Source organism: Proteus sp. FME41, from assembly GCF_014897315.1.
In the GTDB taxonomy this organism is placed as follows: Bacteria; Pseudomonadota; Gammaproteobacteria; order Enterobacterales; family Enterobacteriaceae; genus Proteus.
Genome location: NZ_JABUYL010000003.1, coordinates 206,579 through 224,427, shown reverse-complemented (window position 1 = coordinate 224,427; position 17,849 = coordinate 206,579). Strand labels below are relative to the sequence as shown.

13 protein-coding genes are annotated in these 17,849 nt (G+C 39.3%); all 13 read left to right on the top strand.

What is annotated here, in order from left to right; translation table 11 throughout:
* The first annotated feature begins 21 nt into the window (after window positions 1–21).
* Complete coding sequence (gene fkpB, locus INT04_RS04800) at window positions 22–492, top strand: FKBP-type peptidyl-prolyl cis-trans isomerase (RefSeq protein ID WP_193014998.1); 471 nt, start codon at window positions 22–24, stop codon at window positions 490–492.
* The gene (ispH, locus tag INT04_RS04795) at window positions 473–1,426 is read left to right on the top strand and encodes a 4-hydroxy-3-methylbut-2-enyl diphosphate reductase (protein ID WP_193014997.1); all 954 of its coding nucleotides are present in this window, start codon (window positions 473–475) and stop codon (window positions 1,424–1,426) included. Before fkpB ends, ispH begins: the two co-directional genes overlap by 20 nt.
* A gap of 228 nt (window positions 1,427–1,654) precedes the next feature.
* A complete protein-coding gene (gene dapB / locus INT04_RS04790) occupies window positions 1,655–2,476 on the top strand; it encodes a 4-hydroxy-tetrahydrodipicolinate reductase (RefSeq protein ID WP_193014996.1) in 822 nt (273 codons plus the stop codon).
* A 434-nt stretch (window positions 2,477–2,910) separates the two neighbouring features.
* The gene (gene carA, locus INT04_RS04785) at window positions 2,911–4,074 is read left to right on the top strand and encodes a glutamine-hydrolyzing carbamoyl-phosphate synthase small subunit (protein WP_193014995.1); all 1,164 of its coding nucleotides are present in this window, start codon (window positions 2,911–2,913) and stop codon (window positions 4,072–4,074) included.
* A gap of 16 nt (window positions 4,075–4,090) precedes the next feature.
* Window positions 4,091–7,318 (top strand): carbamoyl-phosphate synthase large subunit, encoded by a 3,228-nt coding sequence (carB, locus tag INT04_RS04780; RefSeq protein WP_193014994.1) that lies wholly within the window; start codon window positions 4,091–4,093, stop codon window positions 7,316–7,318.
* Window positions 7,319–7,822: 504 nt separating this feature from the next.
* Window positions 7,823–7,966: a Hok/Gef family protein gene (locus INT04_RS04775; RefSeq protein WP_193014993.1), complete on the top strand. Its 144-nt coding sequence runs from the start codon at window positions 7,823–7,825 to the stop codon at window positions 7,964–7,966.
* Window positions 7,967–8,145: 179 nt separating this feature from the next.
* On the top strand, window positions 8,146–9,039 hold the full coding sequence (locus tag INT04_RS04770) for an AraC family transcriptional regulator (protein ID WP_193014992.1): 894 nt from the start codon (window positions 8,146–8,148) through the stop codon (window positions 9,037–9,039).
* Window positions 9,040–9,251: 212 nt separating this feature from the next.
* Window positions 9,252–10,946, top strand: coding sequence for an ABC transporter ATP-binding protein (locus INT04_RS04765; RefSeq protein WP_193014991.1), 1,695 nt, complete (start codon window positions 9,252–9,254; stop codon window positions 10,944–10,946).
* Window positions 10,936–12,576 carry an ATP-binding cassette domain-containing protein gene (locus INT04_RS04760; protein WP_193014990.1) on the top strand — a complete coding sequence of 547 codons (1,641 nt, stop codon included), beginning with the start codon at window positions 10,936–10,938 and terminating at the stop codon, window positions 12,574–12,576. Before INT04_RS04765 ends, INT04_RS04760 begins: the two co-directional genes overlap by 11 nt.
* Window positions 12,577–12,708: 132 nt before the next feature.
* A complete protein-coding gene (locus INT04_RS04755) occupies window positions 12,709–14,901 on the top strand; it encodes a TonB-dependent siderophore receptor (RefSeq protein ID WP_193014989.1) in 2,193 nt (730 codons plus the stop codon).
* Window positions 14,901–15,155 carry a hypothetical protein gene (locus INT04_RS04750; RefSeq protein WP_193014988.1) on the top strand — a complete coding sequence of 85 codons (255 nt, stop codon included), beginning with the start codon at window positions 14,901–14,903 and terminating at the stop codon, window positions 15,153–15,155. Before INT04_RS04755 ends, INT04_RS04750 begins: the two co-directional genes overlap by 1 nt.
* Window positions 15,152–16,558 (top strand): PepSY-associated TM helix domain-containing protein, encoded by a 1,407-nt coding sequence (locus tag INT04_RS04745; RefSeq protein WP_193014987.1) that lies wholly within the window; start codon window positions 15,152–15,154, stop codon window positions 16,556–16,558. The genes INT04_RS04750 and INT04_RS04745 overlap by 4 nt, the downstream gene beginning before the upstream one ends.
* A 12-nt stretch (window positions 16,559–16,570) precedes the next feature.
* Complete coding sequence (locus INT04_RS04740; RefSeq protein WP_193014986.1) at window positions 16,571–17,797, top strand: RhtX/FptX family siderophore transporter; 1,227 nt, start codon at window positions 16,571–16,573, stop codon at window positions 17,795–17,797.
* The last annotated feature ends 52 nt before the right edge of the window (window positions 17,798–17,849 follow it).

Genomic DNA, 17,849 nt, shown 5'->3' with positions numbered 1-17,849 from the left:
CGCTTAATAGAAGGTATTAGTATGGTTATGCAGGTACTCAACACCAGCGCAGTGTTGCTGAATTTCACTTTAAAATTAGCCGATGGTTCTGTTGCTGAATCTACACAAGCGCATGGTAAACCCGCTCTTTTTCGTTTAGGTGATGAAAGTTTATCGCCAGCATTAGAAGCTGAGTTAATAGGATTAGCTGAAGGTGATAAAAAAACCTTTACGCTTGCGGGTGAACATATTTTTGGTAAATATAACCCTGATTTGATTCAATACTTTATGCCTTCTGATTTTGCAGAGTCTGGTGTACCTGAAGCGGGAACGATCATGTTGTTTACGGCAATGAATGGCAGTGAAATGCCGGGTATTGTGCGTGATGTAACTGAAGATTCTGTGACGGTTGATTTTAATCATCCATTAGCGTCAGAAGAAGTGACATTTGATATTGACGTTGTCACCATCGATCCTGAGGAGGAAACAACACATGCAAATATTGCTGGCTAACCCACGAGGCTTTTGTGCGGGTGTTGACCGGGCTATCAGCATTGTTGATCGCGCTTTGGAAATTTATGGGGCCCCTATTTATGTACGTCATGAAGTGGTTCATAACCGTTATGTAGTGAATGATTTACGTGAGCGTGGCGCTATTTTTATTGAAGAAATTTCAGAAGTGCCTGATAACGCGATTTTAATTTTTTCGGCTCATGGTGTTTCTCAAGCGATTCGTCAAGAGGCGCGTTCTCGTAATCTAACAATGCTCTATGATGCGACTTGCCCATTAGTGACTAAAGTCCATATGGAAGTGGCCAGAGCGAGCCGTAAAGGCAAAGAAGCGATTTTAATCGGTCATGCAGGGCATCCTGAAGTTGAAGGCACAATGGGACAATACAATAACCCTGAAGGGGGAATGTATTTAGTTGAGTCACCGGCAGATGTCTGGAAGTTAGATGTCAAAGATGAAGACAATCTTTGTTTTATGACGCAAACAACGCTTTCTGTTGATGATACATCTGAAGTCATTGACGCTTTAAATACACGTTTTCCCAAAATTATTGGGCCTCGTAAAGATGATATTTGCTATGCAACCACCAACCGTCAAGAAGCGGCAAGAGAGCTTGCAGAAAAAGCAGATGTCGTTTTTGTTGTAGGTTCAAAAAACTCGTCCAATTCAAATCGATTAGCAGAGCTTGCACAGCGTGCTGGGAAACCTTCTTATCTTATTGATAGTGATGAAGATATTAATGAAGCTTGGGTTGCTAATGTCAATGTCATCGGTGTAACAGCAGGAGCTTCTGCTCCAGATATTTTAGTGCAACAAGTATTAGCGCGTTTAAAAAGCTTTGGTGCAGATGAAGTGATTGAATTATCAGGGCGTGAAGAAAATATCGTATTTGAAGTGCCTAAAGAGTTACGCTTAGACTATAAAGTTATCGAATAACTTATTTAATATAATGAATTTTAAAAGCAGAGCTTAATTCTCTGCTTTTTTTGTGCTTAACGTAAAGTTAAATGAATAAGCATGCGGATCATCTCTTTTACTGATAATTATCTTAGTTTGGTGTGTTTTTCTTATCTTGTATGTTAAATGCTGGCATCAAGTGAGTGACACCGCTAATCTGTAAACAATAAATAGAGAGAATAAGTATTGTTAAGGAGAAATTCAGTTATGTCTGTAAAAGAACTTCGTCTTGCTGTTGTAGGTGCGGGTGGACGCATGGGACGCCAATTAATTCAGGCAATTTCTCAACAGGAAGGAACTGTTTTAGGGGCTGCTTTTGAGCGTACAAACTCTTCACTGATTGGTTCAGATGCAGGTGAGTTGGCAGGTATTGGGCACATTGGTGTTACAGTCACAGATAATTTGTTAGCCCAAGCAGATCAATTTGATGTGTTAATTGATTTTACTCGCCCTGAGGGTACGCTTTCCCATATTGAATTTTGTGTCGAACAGCAAAAAGGGATGATTATTGGTACAACAGGCTTTGATGATGAAGGTAAAAAAGCCATCGATACAGCTGCCAGCATGATCCCAATTGTATTTGCTGCTAACTTTAGTGTTGGTGTTAATCTTGTGCTTAAATTACTCGAAAAAGCCGCTAAAGTGATGGGATCTTATAGCGATATTGAAATTGTAGAAGCACACCATCGCCATAAAGTGGATGCACCATCAGGAACAGCTTTGGCAATGGGGGAATCTATTGCGGGTGCATTAGGTCGTGATCTTAAAGCATGCGCGGTTTACGAGCGAGTAGGGTACACCGGAGAACGTGATCCGCAAAGTATTGGTTTTGCCACTATTCGTGCGGGCGATATTGTCGGTGAGCACACTGCAATTTTTGCTGATATTGGTGAGCGTGTAGAGATAAGTCACAAGGCCTCTAGTCGAATGACATTTGCAAATGGCGCTGTAAAGGCGGCAACTTGGTTGAGTGATAAAAAAACAGGTCTTTATAATATGAAAGACGTGCTTTCATTAGAAGATTTGTAATTTAATAAATTTATAATTAATTGAAAACTCATTATTATTTTTATAATTTTGAGTTTTTTTTTGTTTTTATTATAATTTATTGTTGTTACTGTTATTTCTGTTTGTTATCTCTATTTTTTCTTCATTTTTACACCTCAAAACTCAATGCTCTCTCTGTTTTTTATATTTAAATGCCTTTTTTAAATTATCTTGGTAAGCAAACGGTTAAATTCGTAAGATTTATTATGTTAATTGTCACTTGGTTGATTAAATTGCTAATGATGGATGTTTTTTTAATTAAAAAGGTGTTTTTTATAGACATATCGCCATTGGATCTTTAGAATGCGCCCAATTTGCCAAAAATTTGCCCAATTTTATATTTTTGGCATTGATTTAGAGGCTTAAATCTGAATTAATATGCATGAAATGTGATTTATTATTCTCTGGAGGGCGTTTTGATTAAATCAGCTATATTGGTTCTAGAAGATGGGACCAAATTCCACGGCAAGTCGATTGGCGCAGAAGGCGCCGCTATCGGTGAAGTGGTTTTTAATACTTCAATGACCGGTTACCAAGAAATACTAACCGACCCGTCTTACTCCCAACAAATTGTTACTCTCACCTATCCCCATATTGGCAACACTGGCGTTAATCATTCAGACGAAGAATCAGAAACAATCCATGCTCAAGGCTTAATTATCCGTGATTTACCATTAGTGATGAGCAACTATCGTGCACAAGAAAGCTTATCCGATTATCTTAAACGCCATAATATCGTGGCGATTGCAGATATTGATACACGTAAGCTAACGCGTTTATTGAGAGAAAAAGGGGCTCAGAACGGTTGTATTATTACGGGGGATCACCTTGATTCTTCATTTGCACAAGAAAAAGCAAAAGCTTTTCCTGGCTTAAAAGGGATGGATTTAGCCAAAACAGTCACCGTCAAACAACCTTATCAATGGACTCAAGGAAGTTGGACGCTACAAAATGAATTGCCTAAAGCAAAATCAGCAGATGAATTGCCATTGCATATTGTGGCATATGATTTTGGTGTGAAACGTAATATTTTACGTATGCTGGTCGATAGAGGATGCAGAGTCACCGTTGTACCGGCACAAACGCCCGCACAAGATGTTTTAGCTCTTTCGCCTGATGGTATTTTTCTTTCAAATGGTCCAGGCGATCCAGAGCCCTGCGACTACGCCATTAACGCTATTCAAACATTCTTAACGACGGATATTCCTGTTTTTGGTATCTGTTTAGGGCATCAACTCTTAGCGTTAGCCAGTGGCGCCAAAACCATCAAAATGAAATTTGGGCATCATGGTGGTAATCATCCGGTTAAAGATTTAGATAAAGATACTGTGATGATCACAGCACAGAATCATGGGTTTGCTGTTGATGAAACATCACTTCCTACTAATTTACGTGTGACGCACAAATCTTTATTTGATGGTTCTTTACAAGGTATTCATCGTACAGATAAACCTGCATTCAGTTTCCAAGGCCACCCAGAAGCGAGCCCAGGACCACATGATGCCGCACCTCTTTTTGATCACTTTATCGAGCTTATCGCGCAATATCGTCAAAACCTGCAATCAATGACAACAAAATAAATCGGGAGCGAAGAAAATGGCTAAAAGAACAGATATCAAAACAATCCTGATTTTAGGTGCTGGGCCGATTGTTATCGGACAGGCGTGTGAATTTGACTATTCTGGCGCTCAAGCATGTAAAGCCCTTCGTGAAGAGGGATATCGTGTTGTTTTGGTGAATTCAAATCCTGCTACCATTATGACCGATCCTGAAATGGCAGATGCAACGTACATCGAGCCTATTCACTGGCAAGTTGTGAGAAAAATCATTGAAAAAGAGCGCCCTGATGCAGTGTTACCGACAATGGGCGGGCAAACAGCACTAAACTGTGCTTTAGAATTAGAACGCCAAGGTGTATTAGCGGAATTTGGTGTCACCATGATTGGTGCAACAGCTGATGCAATTGATAAAGCAGAAGATAGACAACGCTTTGATAAAGCGATGAAAAAAATTGGTTTAGACACTGCTCGCTCAGGTATTGCACATAATCTGGATGACGCTTTTGCGGTTGCGCAGCAAGTTGGTTTCCCTTGTATTATTCGTCCCTCATTCACGATGGGCGGAACCGGGGGGGGGATCGCCTATAATCGTGAAGAATTTGAAGAAATTTGTACTCGTGGCTTAGATTTATCACCCACTAATGAACTCTTAATTGATGAATCATTAATTGGCTGGAAAGAGTATGAAATGGAAGTCGTGCGCGATAAAAACGACAACTGCATTATCGTCTGCTCTATCGAAAACATTGATGCAATGGGAATTCACACGGGGGATTCCATTACTGTCGCGCCAGCACAAACACTCACCGACAAAGAATACCAAATTATGCGTAATGCCTCGATGGCAGTATTACGTGAGATAGGTGTTGAAACAGGCGGTTCTAATGTGCAGTTTGCCGTTGATCCTAAAACAGGGCGTTTAATCGTCATTGAAATGAATCCTCGTGTGTCACGCTCATCAGCTTTAGCATCAAAAGCTACGGGGTTTCCTATTGCAAAAGTGGCTGCAAAATTAGCAGTAGGTTATACCCTTGATGAACTGATGAATGATATTACTGGCGGGAGAACGCCAGCCTCTTTCGAACCATCTATTGATTATGTTGTGACAAAAATTCCTCGCTTTAACTTTGAAAAATTTGCAGGAACCAATGACAGATTAACAACGCAAATGAAATCTGTCGGTGAAGTGATGGCAATTGGTAGAACACAACAAGAGTCTATGCAAAAAGCATTACGTGGTCTCGAAGTTGGGGCAACGGGTTTTGATCCTAAAGTTGATTTAGACGACCCAGAAGCATTAACGAAAATTCGTCGTGAGCTAAAAGAAGCGGGCTCAGACCGTATTTGGTATATCGCGGATGCTTTCCGCGCAGGACTATCCATTGATGGTGTATTTAACCTCACCAACATTGACCGCTGGTTCTTAGTTCAAATTGAAGAAATTGTTCGTCTTGAAGAAAAAGTCAGTGAAGTCGGTATCAAAGGATTAAGTGCTGATTTCTTACGTCAATTAAAACGCAAAGGTTTTGCCGATGCGCGTTTAGCTAAAATACTTAACGTAAAAGAACATACTATTCGCCAATTACGTGAGCAATATCAACTACATCCTGTCTATAAGCGTGTTGATACGTGTGCGGCAGAATTCGCTACTGATACGGCTTATATGTACTCGACTTATGAAGAAGAGTGCGAGGCAAATCCACATCAAGATAAACCGAAAGTGATGATCTTGGGGGGTGGGCCAAACCGTATAGGTCAAGGGATTGAATTTGATTATTGCTGTGTTCATGCAGCGCTTGCATTACGTGAAGACGGTTACGAAACCATCATGGTGAACTGTAATCCTGAAACGGTTTCAACGGATTATGACACTTCTGACAGACTCTATTTTGAACCTGTCACATTAGAAGATGTGCTTGAAATCGTGCGTATCGAAAAACCGAAAGGGGTGATCGTGCAATATGGTGGGCAAACACCCTTAAAATTAGCGAGAGCGCTAGAAGCTGAAGGTGTGCCCGTCATTGGGACAACGCCAGATGCTATCGATAAAGCTGAAGATCGTGAACGTTTCCAAAAAGCGGTTGATAAATTAGGGCTTAAACAGCCTGAAAATGCCACGGTAACGGCTTTAGAAGAGGCGGTAGAAAAAGCGCAATTGATTGGTTATCCGCTGGTGGTTCGCCCTTCTTATGTACTTGGTGGGCGCGCAATGGAAATTGTTTATGATGAAGTTGATTTACGTCGTTATTTCCAAACCGCAGTCAGTGTGTCAAACGATGCCCCTGTCTTATTAGACCGTTTTCTTGATGATGCGATTGAAGTGGATATTGATGCAATCTGTGACGGTAAACAGGTCGTCATTGGTGGCATTATGGAGCATATCGAACAAGCAGGTGTTCACTCTGGTGACTCAGCTTGCTCATTGCCGGCTTATACCTTAAGCAAAGAAATTCAAGATGTGATGCGTAAACAAGTTCGTGAGCTTGCTTTTGAATTAGGTGTAAAAGGGTTGATGAATGCCCAATTTGCGGTGAAAGGTGATGATGTTTATCTTATTGAAGTCAATCCTCGAGCTGCTCGTACGGTGCCTTTTGTGTCAAAAGCCACAGGTGTGCCATTAGCCAAAGTTGCCGCGCGTGTCATGATTGGTCAAAGCCTTGAAGAACAAGGTGTGACAAAAGAAGTTATTCCCCCTTATTATTCGGTAAAAGAAGTGGTTTTACCTTTTAATAAATTCGCAGGCGTTGACCCGATTTTAGGGCCTGAAATGCGATCAACGGGTGAGGTGATGGGCGTTGGTGCAACCTTTGCACAAGCTTTTGCTAAGGCGATGCTCGGTAGTAGCTCTACCATGAAGAAAAAAGGTAGAGCCCTCCTTTCTGTGCGTGAAGGTGATAAAAAACGTGTTGTTGATTTAGCCACTAAACTGCTAAAAAATGGGTTTGAGTTAGATGCAACACACGGCACAGCCATTGTGCTAGGTGAAGCGGGAATAAATCCACGTTTAGTCAATAAAGTGCATGAAGGGCGACCGCATATTGAAGATAGAATTAAAAATGGTGAATATGACTATATCGTTAATACCACCTCTGGTCGTCAAGCCATTGAAGATTCTAAAATTATTCGTCGCAGTGCATTAAGATATAAAGTCCATTATGACACGACGTTAAATGGCGGATTTGCAACAACACTGTCATTAACGGCAGATCCGACGGCGAGTGTTATTTCAGTTCAAGAAATGCATGTAAAGATAAATAAATTTTAAGTTTATTTGTTCTTGTCATAATGATCCCGAATATGAGGAAACTTATGTTCGGGATTTTTTGTTTTTTTATCGCTATTTAAAAAAAGAAAATTTTACGGAAAAAAGAAAGCCCCAAATAAATTTATTTGGGGCGATTGCAAAACAAAGGGATGGGTGCGGATCTTTTTTTCAAGTAAGGAGTCAAGAAAATAAAATAAGTTAATTTCTTTGTTTTAGCGAATTTATTTTGTCTTTTCTTGGCGTTTGAGTCAATAGTGAATCATTTTACGCAATCAAGTAACGCGTTGTTTTAACTCGATTAAATTTTTAATTTACCACTGATAAGGTATAGGGGATAGAGAAATTTCTGTTACTATATTGGTGGGTGCTTGGATCATTTTGGTTCAAGCATTTTGCAAGAGCCAGAAAGAGAAAAGCCCCGAATTTTATTCTCATAAAATCCGGGGACAGACTCAAACCTGAACAACTTGATTCTGTCTCCTTTTCACAAAGGAGTCAATAAAATTGACTAAAATAACCTTATTTGGCATTACTGTTATTTGTGCGACTGTGATTTGTTTTACTGTGATTGTTAGCGAACGATTATGTTCGCTTAACATTAGTGATGGAAGCACTGTAGTTCAAGCTATTTTGATGTGCAATAAATAGTTTGGTGGGGGAGGTTTTCTCCCCCCAATTTTTCTTCAAGTTGTTAGATTTGTGGTACAAGCACCCTGTCTTTAAAATAGATTATTAAGTATAAATGATAATGATTGCTATTTCGTTGAATGTTTGACAATATAGCTGACAACATAGGTGATTATTTACTCTGCTGATATCTTTTTATTATGTCTCAACACTCTTCATTCTATTCATATATTGGTTATCAACCTAAGCATCAGCAGGTTGAAGAATATCGCTTTCAAGACCAAATTCTATTGCGCCAAGGTGTATTAGAAACCACAGAAGATCTGCAAATTGAAGAGACTTATCAAGCCGGCTTTAATTTAGTGGCTGTTCATAGTGGAAGTGTGATTAGTGAAAGTGTTAATGGGCAGAAAATAGAGATAGCGACACCGAGTATTTTTATTGCCAATAGTGTTGAACGCTATTCTTTATTGAATCAATTTAAATCTGGTGATCCCCTAAGATACACATTATTGCAATTATCATCTCAGTGGCTTGAGCAACAACATATTTTATTGCCCCCTATCCTGCAACAAAACCAATCACTCATGTTGCATCATCTGACTATGGATAACACTTTTTTGGCGTTAACCATGCAGTTATTCCAAAATCCGGTTCACGATTCTTTAAAACCACTTTACTACTCTGGTAAAGCCTGCGAATTTGCTTCATTAAGTTTGCAATATTTATGTCATGCTCAGGATCCGGTTAATCGGCCATTAAGTCAGCGTGAAAAAAACAGTTTAAAGCAAGCCAAAGAAATTTTAGTTGCTGAAATGGAAACTCCACCAAAGCTTGAAATATTAGCGACTCGTGTGGGATTAAATACACGAAAACTCACTCAAGGTTTCCGTCAATTATTTGGCAATTCTGTTTATGGTTGGCTACAAGAATATCGCTTACAAACCGCATATAACATGTTGCTAAATGAAGGGGAATCCATCTCAAGTGTTGCCTATTATGTTGGTTATACACCGGCTCATTTTTCCGTCGCATTTCGTAAACGTTTTGGTATATTGCCGGGAGATGTACGCAAAGGGCATTTTACACCTTGATTGATTTTATTAGGTTTATCGGTATATTTATTATCTTCTTCGCTTGATTTACCCTCTATTAAACACTTCATTAATTCTATTGTTTCTATCTTGCTTAATAAATAAGCAAAATGCGTCTAAATCGAAAGTAATAGTCACGCAATCTAACGTCTTGTTGCTAGAGGGGAAATGCCCTTTTCGCTATAGTGCCACAAGATGTTGTGGAGATTATTATGCATAATGAATTATGGGTGTTGTTGCGACCTTATCGCACTTTATTAATAAGTGCGCTGTTACTACAAGCTGTTGCTGGTTTTAGTTCTTTAGTACCTTGGCTGGCACTCTATCAACTTATTATTTCTTTCCCTTCAGCTAATACGTTTTGGTTAACCATTACGGTTATTGGTGGCGTTGTATGGCTTATTTCACAGACTCTTGCTTTTCATTTAACGCATTTAATGGATGCCAAATTAACTTATCAATTACGGTTAGCATTATCAGAAAAAATGCAAAAATTACCGTTGAATTGGTTCGTTAATCAAGGGAAAAATGGTATTAATCAATATGTTCAGCGCGATATCAAAGCATTACATCAATTAATTGCTCATGCACCCGCTGATATCGTGCAATTAATTATTGTGCCTGTTATTGCCATTATCGTGTTATCAACAGTAAATCTTTTTTTACTGGCTTTCTCTCTCATTCCTTTAATCATTGCTTACTTTTGTTTTAAACAAACACAATCATCTCGTTATCAAATGTATTGTGAACAACGTGATGAGGCAATGAAAACACTCTTTGAAGATTATCAACTTCTTGCTGAAAACCCACTTGTAGCACGTCAATTTCCGCATAAAGGTATTGTTGATAAAACAGAGAAAGCACTATTTAATTTTGTTTTTCATTTTCAAAATTGGGTTAAACGAGTCGGATTATTAGGATCGCTTACCCAGTTATTATTGAGTGCAACATTATTAACGGGATGGCTATTACTGGGTGCTACTGTTTTTGAACAAGCGTTACCATTGGCCGATTTATTACTGTTTATTTTATTATTAAGACGTATTGCAGAGCCTGTTATGGCGATGGGGCATGGCGGTGACGCTTTACGTGCAGCAAAAAAATCAGCGCAGCGGATACAGCAATTATTAAATCAGCCTGAAATGCAATATGGTGATTTATCGACAGAGACGATATCTCATGCTGTCGCGTTAACAGCACACTCTGTTCGCCTTTCATATGGTAATAAAGTGATCCTTAATAATATTAATTTTGAAATTAAAAAAGGAGAATTTATTGCCATTGTTGGGCCTTCTGGTGCGGGTAAAAGTTCTTTATTGCAACTGATTGCTCGTTTTATGGATGCAACATCAGGTGAGATCTTAATTGAGAATAAGTGCTTACAAGCATATTCACGTCATGCATTAAACCAAATCACCACTGTGGTGATGCAAAACAGCCAACCATTGCCTTATTCCATTAAAGATAACCTATTGTTATTTAATCCAGATTGTAGCGAAACCCAATTACAGTCTGCGATGGATGAAACACATTTTTCTGACGTAGTTGCTCACTTACCTCAAGGTTTATCTACGGTTATCAATGATGAAACGCCACTTTCGGGCGGTGAGGCTCAACGTTTGGCAATTGCTCGAGCCTTTATTGCCAACAGTCCCTTGTTATTGGCGGATGAGCCATCTTCAGCACTTGATCCTGACAATACACAATACATCTTTAATGCGTTGAAAAATAAAACAATGACGAGAATTATTGTCACGCATTCGCTCGCTTTAGCACAGCAAGCAAATAGAGTGATATTTATGGTTGGTGGGAAATTAGTTGCAATGGGAAATCATGATGATTTGCTACTTGAGTGTGAACATTATCGTGATTTTGTTCAGAACCAAGGAGAGCAAAATGAAGGCTAATCCCTTTGTTTCATTACTGTTATCTTTAAAATTTCCCCTTGCTTTTATGGTGATTAGCGCCATTTTAGAAGGGCTATGCGGGCTATTGTTATTGCCCATTATTATTTATTGGGGACAAGATGTTAGCCAATACTTATGGTTATTAGCTGGGTTAACACTCATTACGCTTATTTTTCAATATATCGCGACGTTAAAAGGTTTTCTTGCAGGCACAACAGTCATGAAAATCTTAGTTCAAGCATTAATTTATCACTTACCCCGTAGTTTAACGCCACCCCCTCAAGCGCAAACACTCTGCTCAGGTGCCGCAATGAGTGCGATGAGTATTCCAGCTCATTTACTTGCGCCTGCCATTAGTGTGATTGTCACACCCTTAACGGTGATTATTGGGCTTTTATTTTATAATTTAACCTTTGCTTTTATTTTTATCACGGCGGCACTATCGCTTGTTGTAGTGATGCGAATAAGTGCCAAAGGATTGTATAAACAAGAGGCAACACTTCAAACGGCAGAGAACGTTGCAGCAAAAACATTGGCTGATTTTGCACAGCATCAGGCGTTATTACGAAAAAGTGGACGGAATACGTTGTTCTCACAGCAACTGCAGCAAGATTTATTAGCACAACATCACCAACAAGTGCAGTTATTACAACGAAGTTTGCCCTATCATTTGATTTTTTCTCTTTGTATTCAGGTCATTTTTATTGCTGTTTTAGTTATTGGAGCCATGAATGTTGATGCGAATACTCTTTCCTTAACGCAGTGGCTGGCAGTCGTCGTTTTAATTGCTCGGTTTATTGAACCCTTGTTCCAACTTTCACATATTGATCAAGCATTAAGGCAAAGTAAACAATCAATTACTTCAATAAAAAATGCACTTGATACCCTCATATTACAAAGTCCAACACAAAGTGATACACCTAAAAGTGATGAAGTTTATTGTGAACAATTGGATGTAAACAAGGCGATAGGAACGCCGATCCTTTCTAATATTACGGTTCAATGTCCAGATAAAAAAATGACGGCAATAGTAGGCAGTTCTGGTGCAGGTAAAACAACATTATTACGTACTCTAGCCCGTTTAATTGATGCTGATAAAGGGGCTGTTTATTACGGTGATAAAAACGTTAACCAATTATCAGAAGATGTTTTAGCAGACACGAGGCAAATCGTTTTTCAACATAATCAATTAATTAGAGGCACCTTGCGTTGGTCGTTATTACAAAATGAGCAATCAACAGTCAGTGATAATGATATTCTGAAGTTGCTTAGCGCATTAAATTTACCTTTAACATTCATTGATTTAGATGAAGACATAGGCGATCAGGGCGATCGTTATTCTGGTGGGCAAAAACAGCGGCTATGTTTAGCGCGTTCATTATTAGCCAATCCCAAAATCTTATTTTTAGATGAGCCGACGGCGAGCCTTGATACAGTGAGTCGTGAAAAAGTGATATGTTATCTTGAAAAGCTCACCTCCACACGTGTAGTGATCACGCATGATCCTGATATTGCTAAGCGTGCTGATCACGTAATTGTGCTTGATAATGGTAACGTCATCGCTGAAGGTTCACCTAATACACTGCTATTGTCTTCAATATGGTTTTCGCATTTTTGTGGCAAATATTGAGTTTTTAAATCTTTATTGATTGCCAATCAATATCGATTGGCAATCGAAAGAGATAATCTGGCAATCTAAAATACTATAATCCCAAAGTTGATAGAGTGATAACCATTATCATTTGAATATTTTGGGATAGGTATGGCCTACATTTCGACTTTAGCTAAATTAGATAAAACAGAGAAATTATCACCTGTATTAAATCAACGTATACACAATAAACTGGCATTAACACAATGCGCTATTTTGTGTTCTACCGCTCTATTTTCACTGTCGGCTATCGCAAATACAGCAACAGAAAATAATAAAGAAGTCGATGTTTTGGTGGTGACGGAAAGTGCAGCACAACACCGCGATAACCTTGCTCCAGGCGTTAGTACATTAAGTAAAATGGCACTTAAGCCTAGAGAGATCCCTCAAACCGTTTCTGTGATAGACAGAGAGCAGATAGAAAAGCAGAACCTGACAACCTTAGATGATGTGATGACCCGTGTAAATGGTGTCACCAGTGCGCCTTTTGTTTTATTAACAACAGCTTATTATGCTCGTGGTTTTCAAATTAACTCTTTTGAGCTTGATGGTGTTCCCGCTTTAATGGGGAATATGGCTAGTTCGCCACAAGATATGGCGGTATATGAACGTGTTGAAATCTTAAAAGGTTCTAACGGATTAATGCATGGAATGGGAAATCCTGCGGCAACCGTCAATATGGTACGTAAACACGCACCTTTAGACGATCAATTAAAAGCAACATTTACGGCTGGAAGTTGGAACCGTTATCGCGGTGAAGTCGATGTGGGTGGACGTTTAAATCAAGAAGGGAGTGTACGTGGCCGAGTCGTAATGGCGTGGGAAGATAAAGATTTTTTCTATGATATTTCAGATCAAAAGACTCGCTTAATTTATGCCACAGTGGATGCGGACTTAACGGCTAACACACTATTACGTACAGGTATTCAATATCAAACAATAGACTCCATCACCAATATGGCTGGTGTGCCAATGGGAAAAGATGGTAGCGATTTACACCTTTCTCGTAAAACCTATTTAGATGCTGATTGGGATAAATTCAAATGGGATACCACTCGTTTATTTACCGGAATTGAACATCAAATTAATGATGATTGGTTATTTAAAGTGAATGCTGATTATCAATATGCCAAAGCGCGTCTGTTATATGCGGGGGCATGGGGAAATATCGATCCTGAAACGGGTGACGGTGCCATGCTGATGGGGGGAGCATATAAGTTTCATAACTATCAAACCAGTCTTGACACCAACGTCACAGGTAAACTTAATGGCTGGGGCTTACAGCATGATGTGATTGTGGGAATGAGCTACTCGAAAGCCAGTGAAGAACAGCATACTGGGCAATTTAAAGATCCTCTCAACGTATCCGTGAATATCTATCGCTGGGACCCACATAGTGTACCCAAACCACAGATAACGGGTTATTCCTCTTCGGGTGCAACAAAAACAGAACAAACAGGCCTTTATGGAATGAGTCGGATCAAGCTTATTGAGCCAGTTACATTAGTTGCAGGGGCGAGAGCGAGCTGGTGGGAGGTAACAAAGCCTCAAGATAAGTTTACTGAAAATGGAAAAATTACCCCTTATGGTGGTTTGATTTGGGACTTTGCACCTCAATGGTCGTGGTATGGCAGTTATTCCACGGTTTACCAACCACAAACAGGAAAAACCTGGGATGGTGAGATGTTAAAACCGGTAGAAGGTCAAACTGTTGAAAGTGGTATTAAAGGGGCGTTGATGAATGGCGGACTTAATGTATCCGCGGCAGTTTTCCGTATTGAGATGAAAAATAATCCTCAAGAAGATCCTGCACACCCTGGTGGTGGTTTTAATACCTATTTGATTAGTGGCGGGAAAGTCGTAAGCCAAGGTGTTGATATTGAAGGTACAGGCTATTTATCACCGTTTTGGGATCTCTCTGTCGGTTATACCTATACCGATACAGAATATAAAGAAGACACGGTTAATCAAGGCAATAGTTTTAACTCATTAGTGCCTCGCCATATGGTCAGAGCGTGGACAAATTATCAGTTACCTTGGGATGCACGTAAATGGAGTGTGGGTGGGGGTATTCAAGCGCAAAGTGAATATAGCAAAACTAATGGGGACATTACGTTACGCCAAGGGGGCTATGTGGTATTTAATTCGCGGTTAGGATATCAAATTAATGAAAACTGGTCTGCGGCATTAAATGTAAATAACGTCTTTGATAAACGTTATTACTCAAGCCTTTTCTCACCTCAATGGAATAACCGTTATGGCGAACCACGTAACGTTATGTTGAATATCAAGGCTGATTTCTAATGCAAAAAGCACTGCTGATCAGTTGTGCTGTTTTAGGCAGCGTAATAGGAAGTATTACGCTGTCATTACTGATAGCAACCTTTTATCCCAGTGTAGATCCACTTGATCGCCTATATGCAGCCGTTTTTTTACCTGTTTTATTTTTATGTGGAATACTCTGTTTTAGCTTGCTTTCTGTAAATGGAAAGCAGGTTTTTTGGCGAGCATGGAGCTGGTGGTCGTTACCGTTAATCTTGCTGGAGTTTACTTTATGAAAGCAACATTAAAACGCCAGTTTTCACTACTTCATCGCCAAACTGGAAGCTTATTCGGTATTTTATTATTTATTATTTTATTTACAGGCACATGGTCATTAGCACATGAAAATTTAAATTTATGGGCTCAATTTAAACCGTTAAATAGAGAATTATTGCCGTTAGATCAGTTATTAGTAAAAGGTGAATATCTTTTAGGTGAAAATGGTTTTAATAGTGTGAAATTAGCATCTATTGATCACCCTATTATTACTTTTTGCCAAGGAATGGGGGATTGTTCGCTACAATTAAATGCACAAACGGGTGAAGAAATTACAGTCAGAGAAATTATCTCTCCTATTGTTAATCTACATAAAAATCTATTTATGGGGTTCTCTGGTCGGTTATTTATTAGCTTATTTGGTTTTATTTTTGCGCTATTACTAATAACGGGCATTGTTATTCATCACCGTAAAATCTATCAACTCTTTCGACTCCGTTTTAATCAAGGGGGGAGGCTATTTTTCTTTGATTTACATAATGTGATTGGATTATGGAGTTATCCATGGCTTGTTATGTTTGCGTTAACGGGGGCATTATCAGGATTAGGGGCTTTCGGTACATTAATGCTGGCAAAATATGTTGAGCCAGAAGCACCAGCACAAGTCATGATGCAACTAATGGGGCAATCCACAAGCGTTTCATCTGAGTTAATTGCATCTTCTCCTCGTTCATTGTTAATTCAACTTTCTCAAGAAAAGCCAGAATTTATTCCTGAAATTATTAATTGGAAAAATAAAGGTCACGCTAAACAGCAAATGACAGTGAGTGGTATTCATTTATATTTACCCAGTACGGCAAATTTTGAACAACTCTCTTTTTCAGGTTTAAATAATCATTGGATAGCCGAAAAAAGTGCTGCATCTCAGCAATTTTGGACGCGTGCTTTTATTGCTGTCCAGCCTTTGCATTATGGGCAATATTCATGGTCGGGTTCAGCTAATTTTAGCTTAACAGCACTTCATTGTTTAATGGGAATGATGGCCTGTGTATTAACGTTTAGTGGATTAATTATTTGGGTTTTAAAAAAGCCCATCAATATCAATTCCCGTTTAGTGTTAGGAAGTTGCATGGGCTTAATTTTTGCCAGTACATGTTTAATTCCTTTCGCTATTTTCTCTGCGTTATCACCGATATTGCCTTTTTTTAGTATTTGGTTGATAACGCTTCTTTTTTATTCTTTTTATCCGCAAGTGATCCAACTTACTTTTCTTATTTTAACCATAAGTAGCGTGGTTTTATTTATCAGTGTCTTTAGTCACTTATTGATAACTCATGCTGCTTTGTGGTGGATAAGTTGTGCCCTACTGATAAGTGCCGTTTTCTATTTTTTGATGGGTTATTTTCTACTGAAAAGACAGTGATTGGAGTCTGTTATGCAAGAACTATTAAGACATCGTCAATTGGTTATCACGTTAGGTTTACTTTATTTAGCGCAAGGTATTCCGATGGGAATTGCGATGGATGCATTGCCTACATTATTACGCCAAGAAGGTTCAGCGTTAAGTGCAATCGCATTTATTCCATTAGTCGGATTGCCATGGGTATTAAAATTTTTATGGGCTCCTGTGGTTGATAATTATTGGTTTAGTGCATTGGGACGTCGCCGTAGTTGGATCATTCCCATGCAAATCATTGTGACACTTTGTTTATTATTATTAGCGTTCATTGGTATTTCTGTTGAAACAGCAAAATGGGGCGTTGCTTTATTAGCACTCGCGTCATTAGCCAGTGCTACACAGGATATCGCAACAGATGGTATGGCGGCAGAACACGCCAGTGGCACGTTATTATCAAAAATTAATGCTGTTCAAATTGCGGGCGTGATGGGAGGCTTTTTCTTAGGAGGGGCAGGCATGATGATCCTCAGTGATAAACTAGGTCAGCATACGGCATTACTCTTTTTTGCCTCGGTTCCTGCTGTTAGTTTATTTTTTATTACGTTATTTCGTCAAAAAGCCAAATATGATGAAGGTGAATATAGTGACTCTCCTAATGCAAGCCTATTAAAAACGGTGCGAAGAAAAGGGGCTGTAAGACTATTAACACTGACATTACTTTCAGCAGTCACGGCGGTTTCGGGGTTTGGTCTAGCTAAACTGTTTTTAACAGACAGTGGGTGGTCTTTAGCGGATGTCGGGAAAATGGGTATGATGGGCGGTATGGTGACCCTTTTCTTTGGTTGCGGTGGCGGTGCTTGGTTAATTAATAAGATTGGTGTATGGCGTGCTTTTTCTGCCGGATTACTGTGTGCTTTAGCGTCATCATTATTATGGCTTTCGCAATCAACTGGCACAATTAGCCTTTCGATCGTTGCAGTGTGTATTGTACTGGGATCGCTATCATCAGGGATCACTTCTGTGGCGATTATGACAGCCGGTATGCGTTTTGCCTCAACGGATAATCAAGCAGGTACCGATATGACTGCGGTACAAAGCATGCGCGATGTAGGGGAAATGGCGTGCGCAATGATGTTAGTGAGTTTAACTGCACTCATTGGATATAGCGGAGGCTTTGGGCTAGCCGCAGCGATTGCACTCTTTGCTTTATTGGTAACACTGGTAAACGTAAGATATCAAGAGCGATATAAATTAACGGAATAGAGTGACAGGAAGAAAATCATGCTTTTTTAGGATGGATCAGTGAATAAATAAA